Consider the following 17,923-nt stretch of genomic DNA (forward strand, 5'->3'; position numbering starts at 1 on the left):
CACCCAAGCATGTTACTGACACAGGCCAGTAACGCAGTTCTCCAGACTAACTCAACTTTCGGACAAATCCGCAAAAAAAAGCGCAATTAAGCACTCTTTTGTGACAAGGACTACACTTTACTCTTCACAAGTTGAAAGGGAGAGCGCGCTAATTATGTCACAAAATGCGCAAGGATTTTCATTTAAAATCCTGACCATTAATACACATATGGGTTTTACCCCCTTTAACCGACGTTTTATCCTGCCAGAATTACGAGATGCAGTACGTGCTACCGGGGCCGATATCGTTCTTCTGCAGGAAGTGATGGGCAGCCACCGCCTGCATGCGCTAAAGGTGGAAAACTGGCCCGGCGTACCACATTACGAATTTCTGGCGGATTCGATCTGGCAGGATTTCGCCTACGGCCGCAACGCCGTCTATCCAGAGGGGGATCACGGGAATGCCGTGCTCTCTCGCCTGCCCATTACCCAATTTGAGAATCGCGACATCTCGATTGCCGGGACTGAAAAGCGCGGCGTCCTGCACTGCCAGATTGCCCTGCCCGGCAAAGCGGGAACGCTGCACGTGATGTGCGTCCATCTGGGCCTGCGCGAAGCCGATCGCCGCAATCAGCTGCTGATGATTTGCCAGCTGGTCAACGCCCTGCCGCCCGATGAACCGGTGGTGATTGCCGGGGACTTCAACGACTGGCGGCAGCGGGCCAACGCCATCCTGAAACGCCAGGCCGGGCTGGAAGAAGTGTTCAGCCAGCGGCATGGCAGACCTGCGCGCACCTTCCCGGCACGTTTCCCACTTCTTCGGCTGGACCGCATCTACGTGCGGAATGCCGGAATCGGCCGCCCACAAACTATTCCGCTGCGCCCGTGGTCACATCTTTCCGATCATGCGCCGCTGGCGGTGGAAATCCATCTATGAAACCAGGCTGGCGAGAAGGTAACTCCATCAGGCTGCTGGAGAACGGCGAAGAATTTTTCCCTCGCGTTTTCGGTGCGATCCAACGCGCACAGCACAACCTGCTGCTGGAAACGTTTATTTTGTTCGATGACGACGTCGGCCAGGCGCTGCACGCTGAACTTCTGGCTGCGGCCCGGCGCGGGGTTCATATCGAAATGATGGTGGATGGCTATGGCTCACCCGATCTGCCTGACGCTTTCGTTAACAGCCTGACCGCAGAGGGGATACGCTTCGTGTATTACGATCCGCGCCCGCTGGTGCTGGGGATGCGGACCAACCTGTTCCGCCGCCTGCACCGGAAAATCGTGGTCGCCGATGGCGATATTGCCTTCGTAGGCGGCATTAACTATTCGGCGGAGCACAACGCCAGCTTTGGCCCGCAGGCTAAGCAGGACTATGCCGTCGAGGTGAAAGGGCCCATCGTCGCCGATATTGCCGCCTACGTACAGCAGGAGATCGGCAGCAAGCGTTCGGGCCACCGCTGGTGGGGCACCCGACGCCATCGTCCGGCGCAGAATGCCACACCCGGTGACGCGCAGGCGCTGCTGGTCTGGCGCGATAACGGCGATCACCGCGATGACATCGAACAGCATTACCTCAAGATGCTGCGTACGGCCAAAGAAGATGTGATTATCGCCAACGCCTACTTCTTTCCCGGATATCGCCTGCTGCGCGAGATGCGCAATGCGGCACGGCGCGGCGTTCGCGTGCGGCTGATTGTTCAGGGTGAACCGGATATGCCCATCGTTAAAGTCGGTGCAGAGCTGCTCTACAGCTTTCTGGTGAAAGGCGGCGTGGAGGTTTATGAATATTGCCGCCGCCCGCTGCACGCCAAAATTGCGGTAAAAGACCGGCAGTGGGCCACCGTCGGTTCCAGCAATCTCGATCCGCTCAGCCTGTCGCTGAATCTGGAAGCCAATCTGATGATCCACGACCGCGACTTTAATCAGCAGGTGCGCGATAACCTTGAGCGCCTGCTGCGTGAGGACTGCCGACGGGTGGAAGAGAGCGAGCTACCGCCGCAGAGCTGGTGGCAGTTAAGTAAAAACGTGGTGGTGTTCCACTTCCTGCGCCATTTTCCCGCGATTGCCGGTTGGCTACCTGCCCATACGCCTAAACTGGCCGAAGTCCCTGCCCCGGTGCAGCCTGAGATGGAAAGCCAGGACCGCCTGGGAACGGAAAATGAAGGAGCCAAATTCTGATGTCGACAACCCATCGCTTATGGAAACCGGTGAAAAAGGCGATGACCTGGCTGTTTTTTATCGCGGTTATCGTTTTGCTGGTTATTTACGCTCGCAAAGTTGACTGGAGTGAGGTGCTGGACACCATCGTCAACTACAACCGCACGGCGGTTCTGGCTTCGGTGGCGCTGGTGATCGTCAGCTATCTGACTTACGGCGTGTACGATCTGATCGGCCGCGCCAGCTGCGGCCACAAGCTGGAAAAACGCCAGGTGATGCTGGTGTCGTTTATCTGTTACGCCTTCAATCTGACGCTCAGCACCTGGGTGGGTGGCGTGGCGATGCGCTATCGCCTCTACTCAAGGCTGGGCTTAAGCAGCAGCACCATTACCCGCATTTTTACCCTGAGTATCGCCACCAACTGGCTGGGTTACGTGCTGGTGTCCGGCATTGTATTCAGCGCGGGTATGGTGAAAATTCCCGCCGGATGGTTTGTCGGGTCGGCAACCTTACGCACTATTGGCATCGGGCTGCTGCTGTTTGTGTTTATCTATCTGCTGCTGTGTGCCTTTTCCCGCCGCCGCCGCTGGAGCATTAAAGGCCACAAACTGGCACTGCCGTCGCTGCGCATGGCGCTGGTGCAGTTTACGGTTTCCAGCGCGAACTGGCTGGTAATGGGGGCAATTATCTGGCTGCTGCTGATGCAGAAGGTGGATTTCCCTCAGGTGCTGGGCGTGCTGCTGATTAGCAGTATTGCCGGAGTGATTATTCATATTCCTGCCGGAATTGGCGTGCTGGAAGCGGTGTTTCTGGCGCTGCTGCGCGGTGAACCGGTGGGCCACGGCACGATTATTGCCGCGCTGCTGGCTTACCGCCTGCTCTATTTTATCGCCCCGCTGCTGCTGGCGCTGGTGCTGTATCTGTGGCTGGAGAGCCGGGCTAAATCGTTGAAAGTAAAGAATCTGGCGGCATGAGGCAGACGGTCCGGGGATAAGCCCGGACCGTGATAAGGTTGAATCAGCGGCGGTTTCCGAAGATCCGCAGCAGCATCAGGAACAGGTTAATAAAGTCGAGATACAGCGTCAGTGCGCCCATAATCGAGTAGCGACGCAGATTCTCTTTATCTTCTACGTTGATACTCTCACCGATATTTTTCAGCTTCTGGGTGTCATAAGCGGTCAGCCCGACAAACACCACCACACCGATATAGGTCACTGCCCACATCAGCGCGGTGCTTTTCAGCCACAGATTCACCAGCGAGGCGAGAAGAATGCCGATCAGCGCCATAAACAGCATGCTGCCCATACCGCTGAGGTCACGTTTGGTGGTGTAGCCCCACAGGCTCATCGCACCGAACATCCCCGCTGTCACCACAAAAGTGCTGGCAATGGATGAGTAGGTGTAAACGAGGAAGATACTGGCCATGGTCAGGCCGGTCAGCGCCGAGTAAAGCATAAAGATGCCGGTAGCGACGGCCCCACTGAGCTTCTGCACCATCATCGACAGCAGTACCACCAGCCCAAGCTGCACGATAATCAGTCCGAAGAAGGTAATGCGATTGGCAAAGACCAGCTGCATGACCTCCGGGGTGTTCGCCGCATACCAGGAAACAAACGCCGTCAGCAGCAGACCACAGGTCATCCAGCCGTATACCTGCGCCATATAAGTGGACAGGCCCGTACTGGCACGTTGAACGATTGAATCACTGGAACGTGGATATCTGTCCATGATGCTCCTCTCAAAGATAAGTGAATAAACCCGTTAATCTGTTCTCAGTCTGGCACATAGATTCCCGTCTGTGCCAGTTCGTCGTGAAACAAACTCACCCCGTTGAGCAAGGGTTGAATCTGCTACTGGCGCGCCAGGCAGCTCTGATAGCGACTGTTCACCCGCTGGGCGAACCAGGCGGTGGTCAGATTACGGGTGATTTTCGGGCTTTCCAGCTTGATACCCGGCAGCACGGCACGCGGCAGCGTCTTCCCGGCGTCTTTATCCGCCAGCGCGAAGACTGCCTGCCACAGATCGCTGTTGCCGAAGTCCGCTTCATCTCCTTTTTCCAGCGCCCGGCGAATGGCCCGGTCGCTGTAGTCCAGCCGTTTGCCCAGCGTGCGCAGCGCTTTCTCCGTTGATCCTGCGCTGTCGGAGCCGTAGTTAATCAGGTCACCGTCCAGTGCCAGTTTGATACCGCTCAGTCGCGATACGGCCGCCTGGAAAGCGGCGTTGCGGCTGGCATACCAGCCCGCGTTATAGTCGGCAAAGCGGTACAGCGGAGCCGGATAATCGGCCGGATAGCCCAACAGGTGCTGGGTGCCAAACCACACGCCTCCGCGCCGCGTGAATACCTCGCGGCGGATAGATCCGTCCGGCGTGTAGGGATAGCCGCGGGCATGCGCTTCAGCAAAGGCGATACTGACCTGCATCGGCCCGCCGGTATGGATGGGGTTCAGATTGCCGAACAGCTTCTGCCCCATCGGCACCATATTGATAAAGTCATCAAATATTGCGCTCAGCTCTTTTTCACTCTTCACACGATCGAGCCGGTCGGCGTAGCTTTTACCATTCGGGGAGTCGATCATCAGCGCAGTACGCACCAGGAATGACGGGATATGCAGCTGGCCCGCGCGGCGGTCAATTTCAGCCCAGGCAATTTTCGGCAGCCCCGCGACGGGCGCATCGGCGTTAAAATTAGACTCCTGCCCGGCAACGGCGATCACCGAGCAAATATTGCTGGCGGTCGGCGGGATATTCAAACCGTTAAGCGCCACGAAGATATCCCCGGCCCAGCCCTGGCGATCGCTAACGCCCGCAGGCAGCAGGCGGGTGATTTGCGTTTTCACATCGGCGGGACGCGGCGCGTCGGCTTTTTTAGATGTCGGGCTGCTACAGCCTGCGAGGATCAGCAGGGCCAGCAAAGAGAGGCGACTCAGAGCGCGATAAAGCATGGATATCCTTACGATTAACCCGATTTATGCGCTCAGACTAGCGGCTGATTCACCGTAGATCCATCAGATAAAGCGGTTTTACTCCGCCTTTTGCTGCTGCCAGCGCCCGGCGGCCTGCTTGTCGCTGTCGCGGGATTCAACCCAGCGATCGCCTTCGGCGGTGGCTTCCCGTTTCCAGAACGGCGCGCGAGTTTTCAGGTAGTCCATAATGAACTCCGCACCGTCAAAGGCGGCTCCGCGGTGCGCACCGCTGACGCCCACCAGCACAATTTCGTCACCGGGAAACAGTTCCCCGATGCGGTGGATCACCGTCACCCGCTGCATCGGCCAGCGCTGACGGGCCTCGGCTACAATATCGGCCAGCGCTTTTTCGGTCATCCCCGGATAGTGCTCCAGGGTCAGCGCGCTGACGTTATCGCCGAGGTTGTGATTACGGACTTTGCCAGTAAAGGTCACCACCGCCCCGTCGCTGTCGCAGGCGGAAAGCCAGGCATATTCTGCGGCCATATCGAAGGGATCGGCACTGACCCGAATACGTGTTTCCATCTCAGCCCCCGGTAACCGGCGGGAAGAAGGCGACTTCATCCCCGGCGCGAAGTGGATGCTGATGCGAAACCAGGGTCTGATTGACCGCCGCCAGCAGCTTGCCGGACTCCAGCGCCAGCGCCCAGCGATCGCTGCGTTCGGCCAGCGCCGCGCGCAGCGATTCCACGTCGGCATACTCGGCAGGCAGCTCAATACGATCGGTGCCAACCAGTTCCCGCACCTGAGCGAAGAAAAGAATATTAAGCATGAGGCACCGCCTGGAAATCACCGGATTTACCGCCGCTTTTACTCAGCAGGCGGCACTGTTCGATGCTGATATCCTTCTGCACCGCTTTGCACATATCGTAGATGGTCAGTGCGGCTACCGACGCGGCGGTCAGTGCTTCCATCTCCACGCCGGTTTTGCCGGTCAGGCGGCAGAGCGTTTCGATACGCACGCGATGCTGCTCCGGCTGGGCTTCCAGTTTTACCTCTACCTTGCTCAGCATCAGCGGATGGCAAAGCGGGATCAGCTCCCAGGTGCGCTTTGCCGCCTGGATACCGGCGATGCGCGCGGTGGCAAACACGTCACCTTTATGATGACTGCCGTCGATGATCATTTGCAGCGTTTCCGGGTGCATCACCACAAAAGCTTCAGCGCGGGCTTCGCGCACGGTTTCCTGTTTGGTGGAGACATCCACCATATGCGCCTCACCGGCGGCATTAATGTGGGTTAACTGAGACATATCAAAGCTTCTTTACGTGTGAAACGAAATTGCACGGGCGCGTTCTGGCATCCAGCTGATCCTGAATGATGCGCTCCCAGGCCAGCTGGCAGGCGGACGTTGACCCCGGCACGGCAAGGATCAGCGTCTGGTTGGCGATGCCACCTACCGCGCGTGATTGCAGCGTTGAGGTGCCAATATCCTCAAACGAAACCATGCGAAACAGCTCGCCGAAGCCTTCAATTTCGCGGTCAAACAGCGGCACTAAGGCTTCCGGGGTGCTGTTTTTACTGTTGAAACCGGTGCCGCCGTTGATCAGCACCACCTGCATATCCGTACTGGCGATCCAGCTGGATACCACTGCACGAATGCGGTAACGGTTATCCGGCACGATGGCGCGATCGAGCACCTGGTGCCCGGCCTCGCTCACCGCCTCTTTCAGCCAGTCACCGGACGTGTCGCTGGCCAGCGTATGCTTGTCCGACACGGTAAGAATCGCCACGTTGAGTGCGATGAACTCCGCTGTACCTTTACCCATAATCAAATCCTTAGATTAACCGCCGATAAACGAGAGGTTTTGTGTGATGCCGGTATTGCCCTGGTGCAGGAAATGCGTCTGCTTTTTATGGCTGAGGCTGCTGGCTATACGCGCCTGCAGGGCGTCCTGCTGATCGTCATTCTCCAGCAGATCGCGCAGCGGCACGCCGCCGTCACCGAACAGGCAAAGATGCAGCTTACCGACGGCCGAGACGCGTAGCCGGTTACAGCTGGCGCAGAAATCCTTCTCATAGGGCATGATCAGACCGATTTCCCCCAGATAGTCGGGGTGGTGAAACACCTGTGCCGGGCCGTCGCTGCGCGCGCGCGCCTGCAGGACCCAGCCGTGCTCAAGCAGATACTGACGAATAGATTCACCGGAGACGTGCTGCCGGCGAAACAGATCGCCGCCTTCACCGGTTTCCATCAGTTCAATAAAACGCAGCTGAATGGGACGCGTGCGGATCCAGCCGAGGAAGGAATCGAGCTGGCGGTAGTTAACGTCTCGCATCAGTACGCTGTTCACCTTCACCTTGCTGAAACCGGCGTCAAAGGCGGCATCAATACCGTGCATCACTTCTTCAAATTTATCCTGGCCGGTGATGGCGTGAAACTGGCGGGGATCGAGGCTGTCGACGCTGACGTTGATCCCGGTCAGTCCGGCATCTCGCCATTGGGCAACGTCACGCTTCAGTCGATAGCCGTTGGTGGTGACTGCCAGTTGGCGGATACCTTTGTTTTCGCGAACGGCGGCTATAATATCGGTGAAGTCACGGCGCATTGAGGGCTCCCCGCCGGTGAGCCGCACTTTTTCAGTGCCCGCGGCGGCAAACGCCCGGGTCACACGGCGGATTTCATCCAGCGAAAGGAAGCTTTTATTATTTGCGCCCTGCGGCCGATAGCCGTCGGGGAGACAGTAGGTGCAACGAAAGTTGCACACGTCAGTGATCGATAAACGCAGGTAGTAAAAACTACGGGCGTAATTATCCGTGAAATTTAGCACCAGCTACACCTTTCCAATGTCGGGAGATGCAGGCATTTCTTTCTGCACCCTGGCAACTCGAGGTTGCGGCCAGGACACCGTATCCGCTTAAAGACTTAGGTATCAGGGCTAAGTGTGATTTACCGCTCATCGGTAAACCAAGTTGGTTAAAACTTTAACGCTAAAGCAGGCTGGATTCCAGTACAAAGTTTCGGTATATATTATGATATATAACGATTTTTCCGCATTTTCGCCGCTGGTTAGCGTAAAATGCTAAACATAATTATTCTTGCATCGTGATGAAAAAATTCTATGCGTAATCGCACGTTAGCCGACCTCGATCGCGTGGTGGCTCTGGGTGGCGGGCACGGACTGGGCCGTGTGATGTCCGCTCTTTCTCCTTTAGGTTCTCGCCTGACCGGCATTGTCACCACCACCGATAATGGGGGTTCCACCGGGCGAATTCGCCGCTCGGAAGGCGGCATTGCGTGGGGCGATATGCGCAACTGCCTTAATCAGCTGATCGCCGAACCGAGTGTGGCTTCCGCCATGTTTGAGTACCGCTTTGCCGGAAACGGCGAGCTGGCCGGGCATAATCTCGGCAATCTGATGCTGAAATCCCTCGACCACCTCAGCGTACGCCCGCTTGAAGCAATCAATCTTATCCGCAATTTGCTGAAGGTCGATGCATTTCTGATCCCGATGTCCGAGCAGCCGGTGGATCTGGTTGCCGTCGATGCAGAAGGACATCTGGTGTATGGCGAAACCGAGATCGATCAGATGAGCCAACGGCCGCAGGAGCTGAGACTGTCGCCGGTGGTCAGCGCCACCCGCGAAGCCGTAGAAGCGATTGCCGAAGCCGATCTGATTCTGATTGGTCCCGGCAGCTTTTACACCAGCCTGATGCCGGTACTGCTGGTGCCTGAACTGGCAAAGGCGCTGCGTCGCAGCCCGGCCACCATGGTGTTTATCGGCAATCTGGGCAAGGAACTCAGCCCGGCGGCGGCACAACTGACCGTCGCCGATAAACTGGAGATTATGGAAAAAGCGATTGGCAAACGGGTGATTGATGCACTGGTGGTCGGCCCGGTCAGCGATACCAGCCTGCTGAGCGACCGGGTGGTTGTACAGGAACCGCTGGAGGCTAACGATATTCGCTATCGCCACGATCGCCAGCTGCTGCGCAATGCGCTGGAGCACGCCATCCAGGCGATGAACTAGCTAAGCGGCAAACAGCACCGCTACGCTCCCTGGTCGCCTGGCTCTGAGTCAGCCTGCCCCGTAAGACTGTGCGCTACGGGGCCGGATTCAGGATAGTTAGCCATCATTACCCATCGCCTCACTGCCGCGACGTTCCCATCTGTGAAGGGCCATCTGCCAATCAGCGCGTCGTTGCTTACGACGCGGTGATAAACAGCTCCCGCACCTGATGCAGCTTATCGCGCACCTCGGCGGCTTCCTCAAACTCAAGGTTCTGCGCATGCTGCTGCATTAGCGCCTCCAGTTCGTGGATGCGTTTCTGCAGCCCCTGCGGCGACAGATCCACATAACCCGGATCGTCTTCCACAATGCTGCGGCCCTTCATGCTGCGCGGTTTGGCTTTGTTTTTCGCCAGCCCCTGCCCCAGCTCCAGAATGTCGGCAATTTTCTTGTTCAGCGCCTGCGGCACGATACCGTTTTCTTTGTTAAAGGCGTCCTGTTTCTCACGGCGGCGCTCCGTTTCACCAATGGCGCGCTCCATCGACGGGGTGATCTTATCACCGTACAGAATCGCTTTACCGTTAAGGTTACGCGCCGCGCGGCCGATGGTCTGGATCAACGAACGTTCAGAACGCAGGAAGCCCTCTTTATCCGCGTCAAGGATCGCCACCAGCGAGACTTCCGGCATATCCAGCCCCTCTCGCAGGAGGTTGATACCCACCAGCACATCAAACTTGCCGAGGCGCAGGTCGCGGATGATTTCAACACGCTCAACGGTGTCGATGTCGGAGTGCAGATAGCGTACCCGCTCGCCGTGCTCTTCCAGATACTCGGTTAAATCTTCCGCCATCCGCTTGGTCAGCACCGTCACCAGCACGCGTTCGTTAATCGCCACCCGCTGGCGAATCTCCGACAGCAGATCGTCAACCTGGGTGCCAACCGGGCGCACTTCGACGATCGGATCAAGCAGACCGGTTGGGCGAACCACCTGGTCAATCACCTCGCCGCCGGATTTTTCCAGCTCGTAATTGCCCGGCGTAGCGGAAACATAAATGGTCTGCGGGGCCAGCGCCTCAAACTCTTCAAACTTCATCGGGCGGTTATCCAGCGCCGATGGCAGGCGGAAACCGTATTCCACCAGCGTCTCTTTTCGTGCCCGGTCGCCGCGATACATGCCGCCGATCTGTGGAATGGTGACGTGTGATTCATCAATCACCAGCAGGCCATCGGGAGGCAGATAGTCAAACAGCGTCGGCGGCGCTTCACCCGGGCCGCGCCCGGAAAGATAGCGCGAGTAGTTTTCAATGCCCGAGCAGTAGCCCAGCTCATTCATCATTTCCAGGTCAAACTGGGTGCGCTGGCTGATACGCTGTTCTTCCAGCAGTTTATTGTTGGCCAGCAGTACCTGACGGCGATCGGCCAGCTCCACTTTGATCTCTTCCATCGCCTGCAAAATACGCTCGCGCGGGGTTACATAGTGGGTTTTCGGATAGATGGTGTAGCGTGGGATCACCGAGGTAATTTGCCCGGTCAGCGGATCGAAAATCGACAGCCGTTCCACCTCTTCGTCAAACAGCTCAACCCGCAGCGCGTAGTCGTCGGACTCCGCCGGGAAAATATCGATAACCTCACCGCGTACGCGGAACGTGCCGCGCTGGAAGGCCTGATCGTTGCGGGTGTACTGTAGCTCTGCCAGACGCCGCAGAATGGCGCGCTGGTCAATCACCATGCCGCGCGTCAGGTGCAGCATCATCTTCAGATAGAGGTCGGGGTCGCCCAGGCCGTAAATCGCCGAGACCGACGCTACCACGATCACATCACGGCGCTCCAGCAGCGCCTTCGTCGCCGACAGGCGCATCTGTTCAATGTGTTCGTTTACTGAAGCATCTTTCTCGATAAAGGTATCCGAGCTGGGGACGTAGGCTTCAGGCTGGTAATAATCGTAATAGGAGACAAAGTATTCCACCGCATTGTCGGGGAAAAACTCCTTCATCTCACCGTACAGCTGCGCGGCCAGGGTTTTATTGGGTGCCAGCACCATGGTTGGCCGATTGAGATCGGCAATCACGTTGGCGACGGTAAACGTTTTTCCTGAACCCGTTACCCCAAGCAGCGTCTGGTGAGCCAGCCCGTCTTCCAGACCCTCTTCCAGACGGCGGATCGCCTCAGGCTGATCGCCAGAGGGTTTAAAATCGGAGTTGAGTTTAAAGACTTTGCTCATTAGCAGGCTACCTGATGGAAATATGCACGAACCGGGTTCTAATTCTACTCCGCCATCGCCAATTTGCCAGTTAAAAATACTGGATAAATTAACAGTTGATTTGCATAATGCGAATCCAGAGGGCAGAGCCGCACTTTTGTCGGACAGTACGCAAACGACTGCGCATAAACTGTTACCGGGTTATCCCCAGAACTTTTGTTATATTAACATTTGTCAAGCGTCGGCAGTTAAAAGCGCGGCCGACTTTGGTTCAAGAATCCCCGGCGCTTGATTTTAGTTAAAATGCTGATTTTAATAGAATTAAATAACAAGCCGAGTTTCGCATCAATCAGAGCCAAAGCCGCGCCCGCTCTCGCTTTACGCAAGTTTTCACAATCTAATACACAAGGTTATCCACAGTAACAGTGGATAACTGATTACAGCGCTTGAAACGTCTGATGTGTATAAATCGTCCCCATCGCTCATAACCACTGCTAAATATTTTTTTTTGTTTTTTTTTTCACACTTCAACGCACCTTTTTGGATATGAAAAGGTGGAATTCTGCATAGACAGTAGGAATTTTAAGCATCCCCGTCTTTCAGACTTCAGCGCACTCCTGCCATTTCACGCAGCAGCTGCACCACAATTGATTAGCCCGGAGCACTATCGGGGTGCAGCCCGCTGATTACCGTTAGAAATTGTTTAACGTTTCTGACAAATAGAGCCGCAGAACTGATAGTTCATCGAGTTTTTCACCGTTATGTAGAGATGGCCCGTTAATTGCTTGTTAAATAGTACGCCAGCTAAATCGCCCTGTAATGCGGGTGCAATCGGATACTGTCTGGAGGAGAGTGCAAGATGCTGAGTTTACGTTCAATCAATCAATTTTATGGGCAAAACCATATTCTGTGGGATGTGGACCTCGATCTTCCCCCCGGCACCTGTACCGGCATCATTGGCCGCCCCGGGATGGGGAAGACTACGCTGGTTAACTGCATCATGGGCCACCTGCCGATCAACAGCGGTTCGATGATTTGGCAAGAAGGCGATCTGCCGCCGCAGGATTTGCTGCTGCAGCCGGTAGAGCGGCGTGCTGCTCTCGGCATTGGCTATGTTCCGCAGGGCAGGCAAATTTTTTCTCAGCTTAGCGTGGAAGAGAACCTGCAAATCGCCCTGCTGGCCGGTGCAGGACAGGAGCGCCACCGGGCTATCCCGCAGATGGTTTATGACCTGTTTCCGGCACTTTATTCGCTACGCCAGCAGCGCAGTGGCGAACTGCCCCTCGACCAGCAGCAGCATCTGGCGTTGGCCCGTGCGCTGGTTCTGGAACCCAAGCTGCTGATTCTGGACGATCCGACCGAAGGTATGTCGCCGTGGCTGGAAGAGGAAATGGGCAATCTGATCCACCGGCTGAATCATGATTTCGGCATGACCATTTTGCTGTTGGAACAGCGCCTGTCGTTTATCCGCCGGGTGGCCGATTACTTCCTGCTGCTGCACCGCGGGCGAAACGTCGCCCACGGCAAAATGGCGCTGCTGGATGAAGGCGTGGTGAATACCTGGCTGACGGCCTGAACAGTGCTGCCCGGGGTGGCATCCCGGCGTTATTCCAGCGTCTTCGCATCGGGGCGCCTGCCGCTATGGCAGAGACAGATACTGCCCCAGCTGCGCCCTCTGCGTTTCATCGGGCAGATAAGGGATCTCCCCCAACAGCGGCGAAGGCAGCAGCCGCCGTAGCGTCGCCATATACTCCGCGTGACGCTTGCCGGCTGGCTGTACGCAGTTGGCAATCCAGCCTACCAGCGGTAATCCGCTGGCCTGAATCGCCTGCGCGGTCAGCAGCGCGTGATTGATGCAGCCCAGCTTAACCCCCACCACCAGAATCACCGGCAGCTGCTCCTGCACCACCCAGTCGGCAAACGTTTGATCCGCTGACAGCGGGGTAAACCAGCCTCCGGCCCCCTCGGTCAGTACCCAGTCAGCGTGCTGCGCTACCGACGACAGCCCGGCGGATAGCTGGCTGAAGGCGATGGGACGCTGCTCTTCCGCACTGACGATATGCGGTGAGGTGGGTTCCATAAACGCCAGCGGATTGACCATCTCGTAGGGTAAATCGACGCTGGAAAACCGCTGTAGCAGCAGGGCATCCTCATTGCGTAACCCTTCGGGTGTGACTTCACAGCCGGAGGCCACCGGTTTATAGCCAGCACAGCGATAACCCGCCGCGCTGGCGGCCTGCAACAGCGCGCAGCTGGCGGTCGTTTTGCCTATTTCCGTATCGGTTCCGGTCACAAACCAGCGTTTACTCACGTTCAATCACTCCTAAAATCAGTTTCCAGCTCAGCAGGCAGCCGCGCCGATCGCGGCTCCAGACGTGCTCAAGCTGCTGTAGCCGTTCCCGGTTAAGAAAATGGCTTTCCCGACCGCGATGTAAATGGGTCACCCCGGTCCCTTTTAGCGAACGTATCGCGCTAATGGCGTCCGGGTAGGCCAGCGTCAATGTGAAACGGTGCAGTTGTAAATTCATGCCGATCCCGGCCTGCGCGATCTCGTTGGCGGTCAGCTGCGGGTTGAGAGGAGCCTCGGATCCCAGCGCCTGCCACGCGGCCGTCACTTCATGCAGCGATCCGGCTTCGAGGGTAGAAAACAGCACCTGCCCTCCCGGACGGGTCACCCGATACAGCTCGCTCAGCCCCTGACGCAGATCGCTGCACCACTGTACGGCAAGATTGCTCCAGCAGCGGTCGAAGCTGGCATCCGCGAACGGCAGCGCTTCGATATCCCCCAGCCGGTAGTCCGATGCGACCGCCGATGATTCCGCCTGACGCAGCATTTCTGCCGAGAGATCCAGCGCGGTCACCCGATGGCCGTTCTGCTGCCAGCGCTGGCTGAACCAGCCGGTACCGCAGCCCGCGTCCAGCACCTGCATTGTGCTCCCGCGCCTCGCCAGCGCCATCAGCCGTTCACCGCACAGCCGTTGCAGCTCGGCGTGCTGGTTATAGCCCGATGCAGCGCGGCCAAAGGCCACGGCAACCGCCCGTTTATCAATCGCCTGTAGCATGCAGCACCTCCAGCAGGCGATCGATATCATCCGGCAGATGCGCCGCGCTCAGCGTAATGCGCAGCCGCGCGGTGCCGGGCGGTACGGTCGGCGGTCGAATCGCGCTCACCCAGCAGCCCTGCTGCCGCAGCCGCGCAGCCAGTTCCACGGCGGCCCCTTCCTCCCCCACTAACAGCGGCTGAATCGCACTGTCGGCATTCATCATCTGCCAGCGCAAACCATCGGCTCCTGCGCGAAAACGGGCGATATTCTGCCGCAGGCGCTGGCGCAGTTCGTCACCCTGCTGCACGCAGCGCAGCGCCTCCTGCAGTGCACAGACCTGAGCGGGCGGCATGGCGGTGCTGTAAATCAGATGGCGGGCAAACTGCAGCATAAACTCGGCGGTGTCGTCATCGCACAGCAGCGCCGCACCGCTGACGCCGAACGCTTTACCAAAGGTAATGATTTGCAGATCGGGCTTAACTGCCTGCTGCCAGCAGCTGCCCCGCCCCTGTTCACCGCAAACGCCAATGCCGTGCGCATCATCCACCAGCAGCCAGGCGTTATGCTGCTGCGCAAGCTGATGCAGCGCCGCCAGCGGCGCGCTGTCGCCGTCCATGCTGAAGATCCCTTCCGTGACCACCAGCGTTTCACCGCTGCACGGAGCCGCCAGTCTGGTGGCCAGCGCCTGCGGCTGGTTATGGGCAAAGCGGCGCAGCGTCGCCGGGCTGTGGCTGGCGGCCTCTAACAGCGAAGCGTGGCTGAGTTTGTCGGCCAGGATGCGATCATCTTTACCCGCCAGCGCCGCGATCGCCGCCTGATTGGCGGCAAAACCGGAGATAAACAGCAGCGCGCGGGGGTAGCCCAGCCAGTCGGCCAGTTGCTGCTCCAGATCCACCTGCGGGGTGCGAAATCCGGTGATATGCGCCGAGCCGCCTGCGCCAACGCCATAGCGCGCCGCGCCCTGCTGCCAGGCATTCACAATGCGCGGGTGATGGCTCAGCCCGAGGTAATCGTTGGCAGAAAAGTTGAGGTAGTCCGCCCCTGCGATGCTCAGGCTGCGGGCGTCGGCCTGCTGGCAGGGCGTTCGCTGGCGGTACTGACCGTTTTGACGGCGCTGCTCCAGCGCCTGCTGAACGCGTTGCGACCAGCTCATTACAGGGCCGCGTTGTAAAACTGTTCGGTGTCAGCGGTCATCAGCTGGGCGGCAAGCGCCTGCTGCTGTTCGTTATCCCCGGCGTGCGTCGCGGTGTGCTGCGGATTCAGGCCCAGCTTACGGAACAGGATCAGATCTTTATCCTCCTCCGGGTTTGGCGTGGTCAGCAGCTTACAGCCGTAGAAAATCGAGTTAGCCCCGGCCATAAAGCACATCGCCTGGGTCTGCTCGCTCATCTGTTCACGCCCGGCAGAAAGACGCACGTGGGAACGCGGCATCATAATTCTTGCCGCAGCAATGGTGCGGATAAAGTCGAACGGATCGACGTCCTCGTTATCCGCCAACGGCGTGCCCTTCACTTTCACCAGCATATTGATTGGCACGCTTTCCGGCGGCGTCGGCAGGTTCGCCAGTTGCACCAGCAGTCCGGCCCGGTCGTTGACCGTTTCGCCCAGGCCGACGATCCCCCCGGAACAGACTTTAATCCCGGCATCACGCACTTTTCCCAGGGTGTCCAGACGCTCCTGATAGCTGCGGGTGGTGATGATGCTGCCGTAAAATTCCGGCGAAGTGTCGAGGTTGTGGTTATAGAAATCCAGCCCGGCGGAGGCCAGCCGCTGTGCCTGCTGCTCGCTCAACGTACCGAGGGTCATACAGGTTTCCATCCCCATCGCCTTCACTCCCTGCACCATCTGCTCCAGATAGGGCATATCGCGCTCGTGCGGATTTTTCCACGCCGCCCCCATGCAAAAACGACCGGAGCCGGCGGCTTTCGCCTTGCGAGCGGAGTTCAGCACCTCCTCCACTTCCATCAGCCGTTCGGACTCCAGCCCGGTTTTATAACGCGCGCTTTGCGGGCAGTACTTGCAGTCCTCCGGGCAGGCTCCGGTTTTGATCGACAGCAGCGTGCTGACCTGTACCTGACGCGGGTCAAAATGCTGGCGGTGGATCTGCTGCGCTTCAAACATCAGTTCGAGAAACGGCTTATCAAACAGCGCCTGCGTCTGTGAAAGGGTCCAACGTTTTGCCATTGCTTGCTCCAAAAAAGTCTGTCATTTGTCTTCACGGCCTGGTTATAATTGTAAACTAAATTTTTTATTTTTGGTTTACAAGTGATTTATGAATGCAGCCGATCTTGCTTTTGACCGTGACCATATCTGGCATCCCTATACCTCAATGCGCGATCCGCTGCCCTGCTATCCGGTGGTCGCCGCGCAGGAATGCCGGTTACAGCTGGCCGATGGTCGGCAGCTGGTTGACGGCATGTCGTCATGGTGGGCGGCGGTTCATGGCTACAACCATCCGCGCCTGAATCAGGCGTTACAGAACCAGATGGCGCAGATGTCGCACGTGATGTTCGGCGGTATTACGCACCCGTCGGCAGTGGCGCTGTGCCGCCAACTGGTCGCCATCACTCCCGCACCGCTGGAGTGCGTGTTCCTGGCGGATTCCGGTTCGGTGGCGGTTGAGGTGGCGATGAAGATGGCCCTGCAGTTCTGGCAGGCGCGCGGCGAGAAACGTCAGCGCTTTCTGACGCTGCGTAACGGCTATCACGGCGATACCTTTGCGGCGATGTCGGTGTGCGATCCGCAGAATTCAATGCACAGCCTGTATCAGGGCTATCTGCCCGAGCATCTGTTTGCCCCCGCGCCGACGTGCCGGTTTGACGACCCGTGGCGCGAAAGCGATACCGACGCGCTGGAACAGCTGATCGTGACCCATCATCGTCAGCTCAGTGCGGTGATTCTTGAGCCGATTGTGCAGGGTGCGGGCGGGATGCGTTTCTATCACCCGCGCTATCTACAGCGGGTACGTGAGCTGTGCGACCGCTATCAGCTGCTGCTGATCGCCGATGAGATTGCCACCGGCTTTGGCCGCACCGGCAGGCTGTTTGCCTGCGAACACGCGGGGATCGCCCCGGATATTCTCTGCGTCGGCAAAGCCCTGACCGGCGGCACGATGACGCTTTCGGCGACGCTGACCACTCGCCGGGTAGCGGACACCATCAGCAACGGGGCAGCGGGCTGCTTTATGCACGGCCCGACGTTTATGGCCAATCCGCTGGCCTGTGCGGTGGCGGCCGAGTCGCTGGCGATACTGGAAGAGAACCACTGGCCCGAGCAGGTCGCGGCAATTGAAGCGCAGCTGCGGGCGGCGCTGATGCCGTTAAAGGCCGCAGCGGAAGTTGCCGATGTGCGAGTGCTGGGCGCGATTGGCGTAGTGGAAACTCGCCGACCGGTGGACGTGGCCGCCATTCAGCGCTTCTTTGTGGAAAGCGGCGTGTGGATACGTCCGTTTGGTCGCCTGATTTACCTGATGCCGCCCTATATTATTTCCAGCGACGAGCTGGCAAAGCTGACCGCGACGGTTGCCGCCGCCGTGGACAATCCCCAGCTGTTTACGATGACCTGAAGGCACGCAGCGCGAGGCAGCCGCAGACCGAATGCACTACGCTTTTAGCATTGTGTGTGCGGCACTG

Annotated in this window: 18 protein-coding genes and 1 riboswitch; of the genes, 6 read left to right on the forward strand and 12 right to left on the reverse strand. The window is 58.1% G+C overall.

Annotation, left to right across the window (positions count from 1 at the left end; genetic code table 11):
• Nucleotides 1–154: 154 nt before the first annotated feature.
• The 3 genes from OMR58_RS09980 to OMR58_RS09990 are packed head-to-tail and all read left to right on the forward strand — an operon-like array spanning nucleotide 155 to nucleotide 3,110.
• Nucleotides 155–916, forward strand: coding sequence for an endonuclease/exonuclease/phosphatase family protein (locus tag OMR58_RS09980; protein ID WP_264545823.1), 762 nt, complete (start codon nucleotides 155–157; stop codon nucleotides 914–916).
• Nucleotides 913–2,157, forward strand: a complete 1,245-nt coding sequence (gene clsB / locus OMR58_RS09985; RefSeq protein ID WP_264545824.1) for a cardiolipin synthase ClsB — start codon at nucleotides 913–915, stop codon at nucleotides 2,155–2,157. Before OMR58_RS09980 ends, clsB begins: the two co-directional genes overlap by 4 nt.
• On the forward strand, nucleotides 2,157–3,110 hold the full coding sequence (locus OMR58_RS09990) for a lysylphosphatidylglycerol synthase domain-containing protein (protein ID WP_264545825.1): 954 nt from the start codon (nucleotides 2,157–2,159) through the stop codon (nucleotides 3,108–3,110). Before clsB ends, OMR58_RS09990 begins: the two co-directional genes overlap by 1 nt.
• A gap of 43 nt (nucleotides 3,111–3,153) precedes the next feature.
• Here the strand turns inward: OMR58_RS09990 and OMR58_RS09995 are convergent, their stop codons facing one another.
• The 7 genes from OMR58_RS09995 to moaA all read right to left on the reverse strand — a co-directional run bounded on the left by OMR58_RS09995 (nucleotide 3,154) and on the right by moaA (nucleotide 7,868).
• Nucleotides 3,154–3,864, reverse strand: a complete 711-nt coding sequence (locus tag OMR58_RS09995) for a Bax inhibitor-1/YccA family protein (protein WP_105591134.1) — start codon at nucleotides 3,862–3,864, stop codon at nucleotides 3,154–3,156.
• 122 nt (nucleotides 3,865–3,986) lie between these two features.
• Nucleotides 3,987–5,078: a DUF1615 domain-containing protein gene (locus OMR58_RS10000; protein ID WP_264545826.1), complete on the reverse strand. Its 1,092-nt coding sequence runs from the start codon at nucleotides 5,076–5,078 to the stop codon at nucleotides 3,987–3,989.
• Nucleotides 5,079–5,156: 78 nt separating this feature from the next.
• On the reverse strand, nucleotides 5,157–5,624 hold the full coding sequence (moaE, locus tag OMR58_RS10005; RefSeq protein WP_105591132.1) for a molybdopterin synthase catalytic subunit MoaE: 468 nt from the start codon (nucleotides 5,622–5,624) through the stop codon (nucleotides 5,157–5,159).
• A gap of 1 nt (nucleotide 5,625) precedes the next feature.
• Nucleotides 5,626–5,871, reverse strand: coding sequence for a molybdopterin synthase sulfur carrier subunit (gene moaD, locus OMR58_RS10010; RefSeq protein ID WP_105591131.1), 246 nt, complete (start codon nucleotides 5,869–5,871; stop codon nucleotides 5,626–5,628).
• A complete protein-coding gene (gene moaC / locus OMR58_RS10015) occupies nucleotides 5,864–6,349 on the reverse strand; it encodes a cyclic pyranopterin monophosphate synthase MoaC (protein ID WP_200547718.1) in 486 nt (161 codons plus the stop codon). The genes moaD and moaC overlap by 8 nt, the downstream gene beginning before the upstream one ends.
• Before the next feature lies 1 nt (nucleotide 6,350).
• Nucleotides 6,351–6,866 (reverse strand): molybdenum cofactor biosynthesis protein B, encoded by a 516-nt coding sequence (gene moaB, locus OMR58_RS10020; RefSeq protein ID WP_200563593.1) that lies wholly within the window; start codon nucleotides 6,864–6,866, stop codon nucleotides 6,351–6,353.
• Nucleotides 6,867–6,881: 15 nt separating this feature from the next.
• Nucleotides 6,882–7,868, reverse strand: coding sequence for a GTP 3',8-cyclase MoaA (moaA, locus tag OMR58_RS10025; protein WP_200563591.1), 987 nt, complete (start codon nucleotides 7,866–7,868; stop codon nucleotides 6,882–6,884).
• Nucleotides 7,859–7,996, reverse strand: a riboswitch (molybdenum cofactor riboswitch). Its footprint overlaps the gene before it by 10 nt.
• A 163-nt stretch (nucleotides 7,997–8,159) precedes the next feature.
• Between moaA and yvcK the strand changes: the two genes are divergently transcribed.
• Nucleotides 8,160–9,068 (forward strand): uridine diphosphate-N-acetylglucosamine-binding protein YvcK, encoded by a 909-nt coding sequence (yvcK, locus tag OMR58_RS10030; protein WP_264545827.1) that lies wholly within the window; start codon nucleotides 8,160–8,162, stop codon nucleotides 9,066–9,068.
• A 175-nt stretch (nucleotides 9,069–9,243) separates the two neighbouring features.
• Here yvcK and uvrB read toward each other — a convergent pair whose 3' ends face one another.
• Nucleotides 9,244–11,268 (reverse strand): excinuclease ABC subunit UvrB, encoded by a 2,025-nt coding sequence (gene uvrB, locus OMR58_RS10035; protein WP_264545828.1) that lies wholly within the window; start codon nucleotides 11,266–11,268, stop codon nucleotides 9,244–9,246.
• Nucleotides 11,269–12,106: 838 nt separating this feature from the next.
• Between uvrB and OMR58_RS10040 the strand changes: the two genes are divergently transcribed.
• Nucleotides 12,107–12,823, forward strand: a complete 717-nt coding sequence (locus OMR58_RS10040; RefSeq protein WP_105591125.1) for an ABC transporter ATP-binding protein — start codon at nucleotides 12,107–12,109, stop codon at nucleotides 12,821–12,823.
• A gap of 63 nt (nucleotides 12,824–12,886) precedes the next feature.
• Here OMR58_RS10040 and bioD read toward each other — a convergent pair whose 3' ends face one another.
• From bioD to bioB, 4 genes are read right to left on the reverse strand one after another with little or no spacing between them, the layout of a single operon-like run.
• A complete protein-coding gene (gene bioD / locus OMR58_RS10045; protein ID WP_264545829.1) occupies nucleotides 12,887–13,558 on the reverse strand; it encodes a dethiobiotin synthase in 672 nt (223 codons plus the stop codon).
• Nucleotides 13,551–14,309, reverse strand: coding sequence for a malonyl-ACP O-methyltransferase BioC (gene bioC, locus OMR58_RS10050; protein ID WP_264545830.1), 759 nt, complete (start codon nucleotides 14,307–14,309; stop codon nucleotides 13,551–13,553). Before bioC ends, bioD begins: the two co-directional genes overlap by 8 nt.
• Nucleotides 14,293–15,444 (reverse strand): 8-amino-7-oxononanoate synthase, encoded by a 1,152-nt coding sequence (gene bioF / locus OMR58_RS10055; RefSeq protein WP_264545831.1) that lies wholly within the window; start codon nucleotides 15,442–15,444, stop codon nucleotides 14,293–14,295. The genes bioC and bioF overlap by 17 nt, the downstream gene beginning before the upstream one ends.
• Nucleotides 15,444–16,475 (reverse strand): biotin synthase BioB, encoded by a 1,032-nt coding sequence (gene bioB / locus OMR58_RS10060; RefSeq protein WP_105591121.1) that lies wholly within the window; start codon nucleotides 16,473–16,475, stop codon nucleotides 15,444–15,446. The genes bioF and bioB overlap by 1 nt, the downstream gene beginning before the upstream one ends.
• Nucleotides 16,476–16,563: 88 nt before the next feature.
• Between bioB and bioA the strand changes: the two genes are divergently transcribed.
• Complete coding sequence (gene bioA / locus OMR58_RS10065) at nucleotides 16,564–17,856, forward strand: adenosylmethionine--8-amino-7-oxononanoate transaminase (RefSeq protein WP_264545832.1); 1,293 nt, start codon at nucleotides 16,564–16,566, stop codon at nucleotides 17,854–17,856.
• Nucleotides 17,857–17,923 lie beyond the last annotated feature (67 nt).

This window comes from Erwinia sp. INIA01 (genome assembly GCF_025947915.1).
Taxonomy (GTDB): domain Bacteria; phylum Pseudomonadota; class Gammaproteobacteria; order Enterobacterales; family Enterobacteriaceae; genus Erwinia; species Erwinia coffeiphila.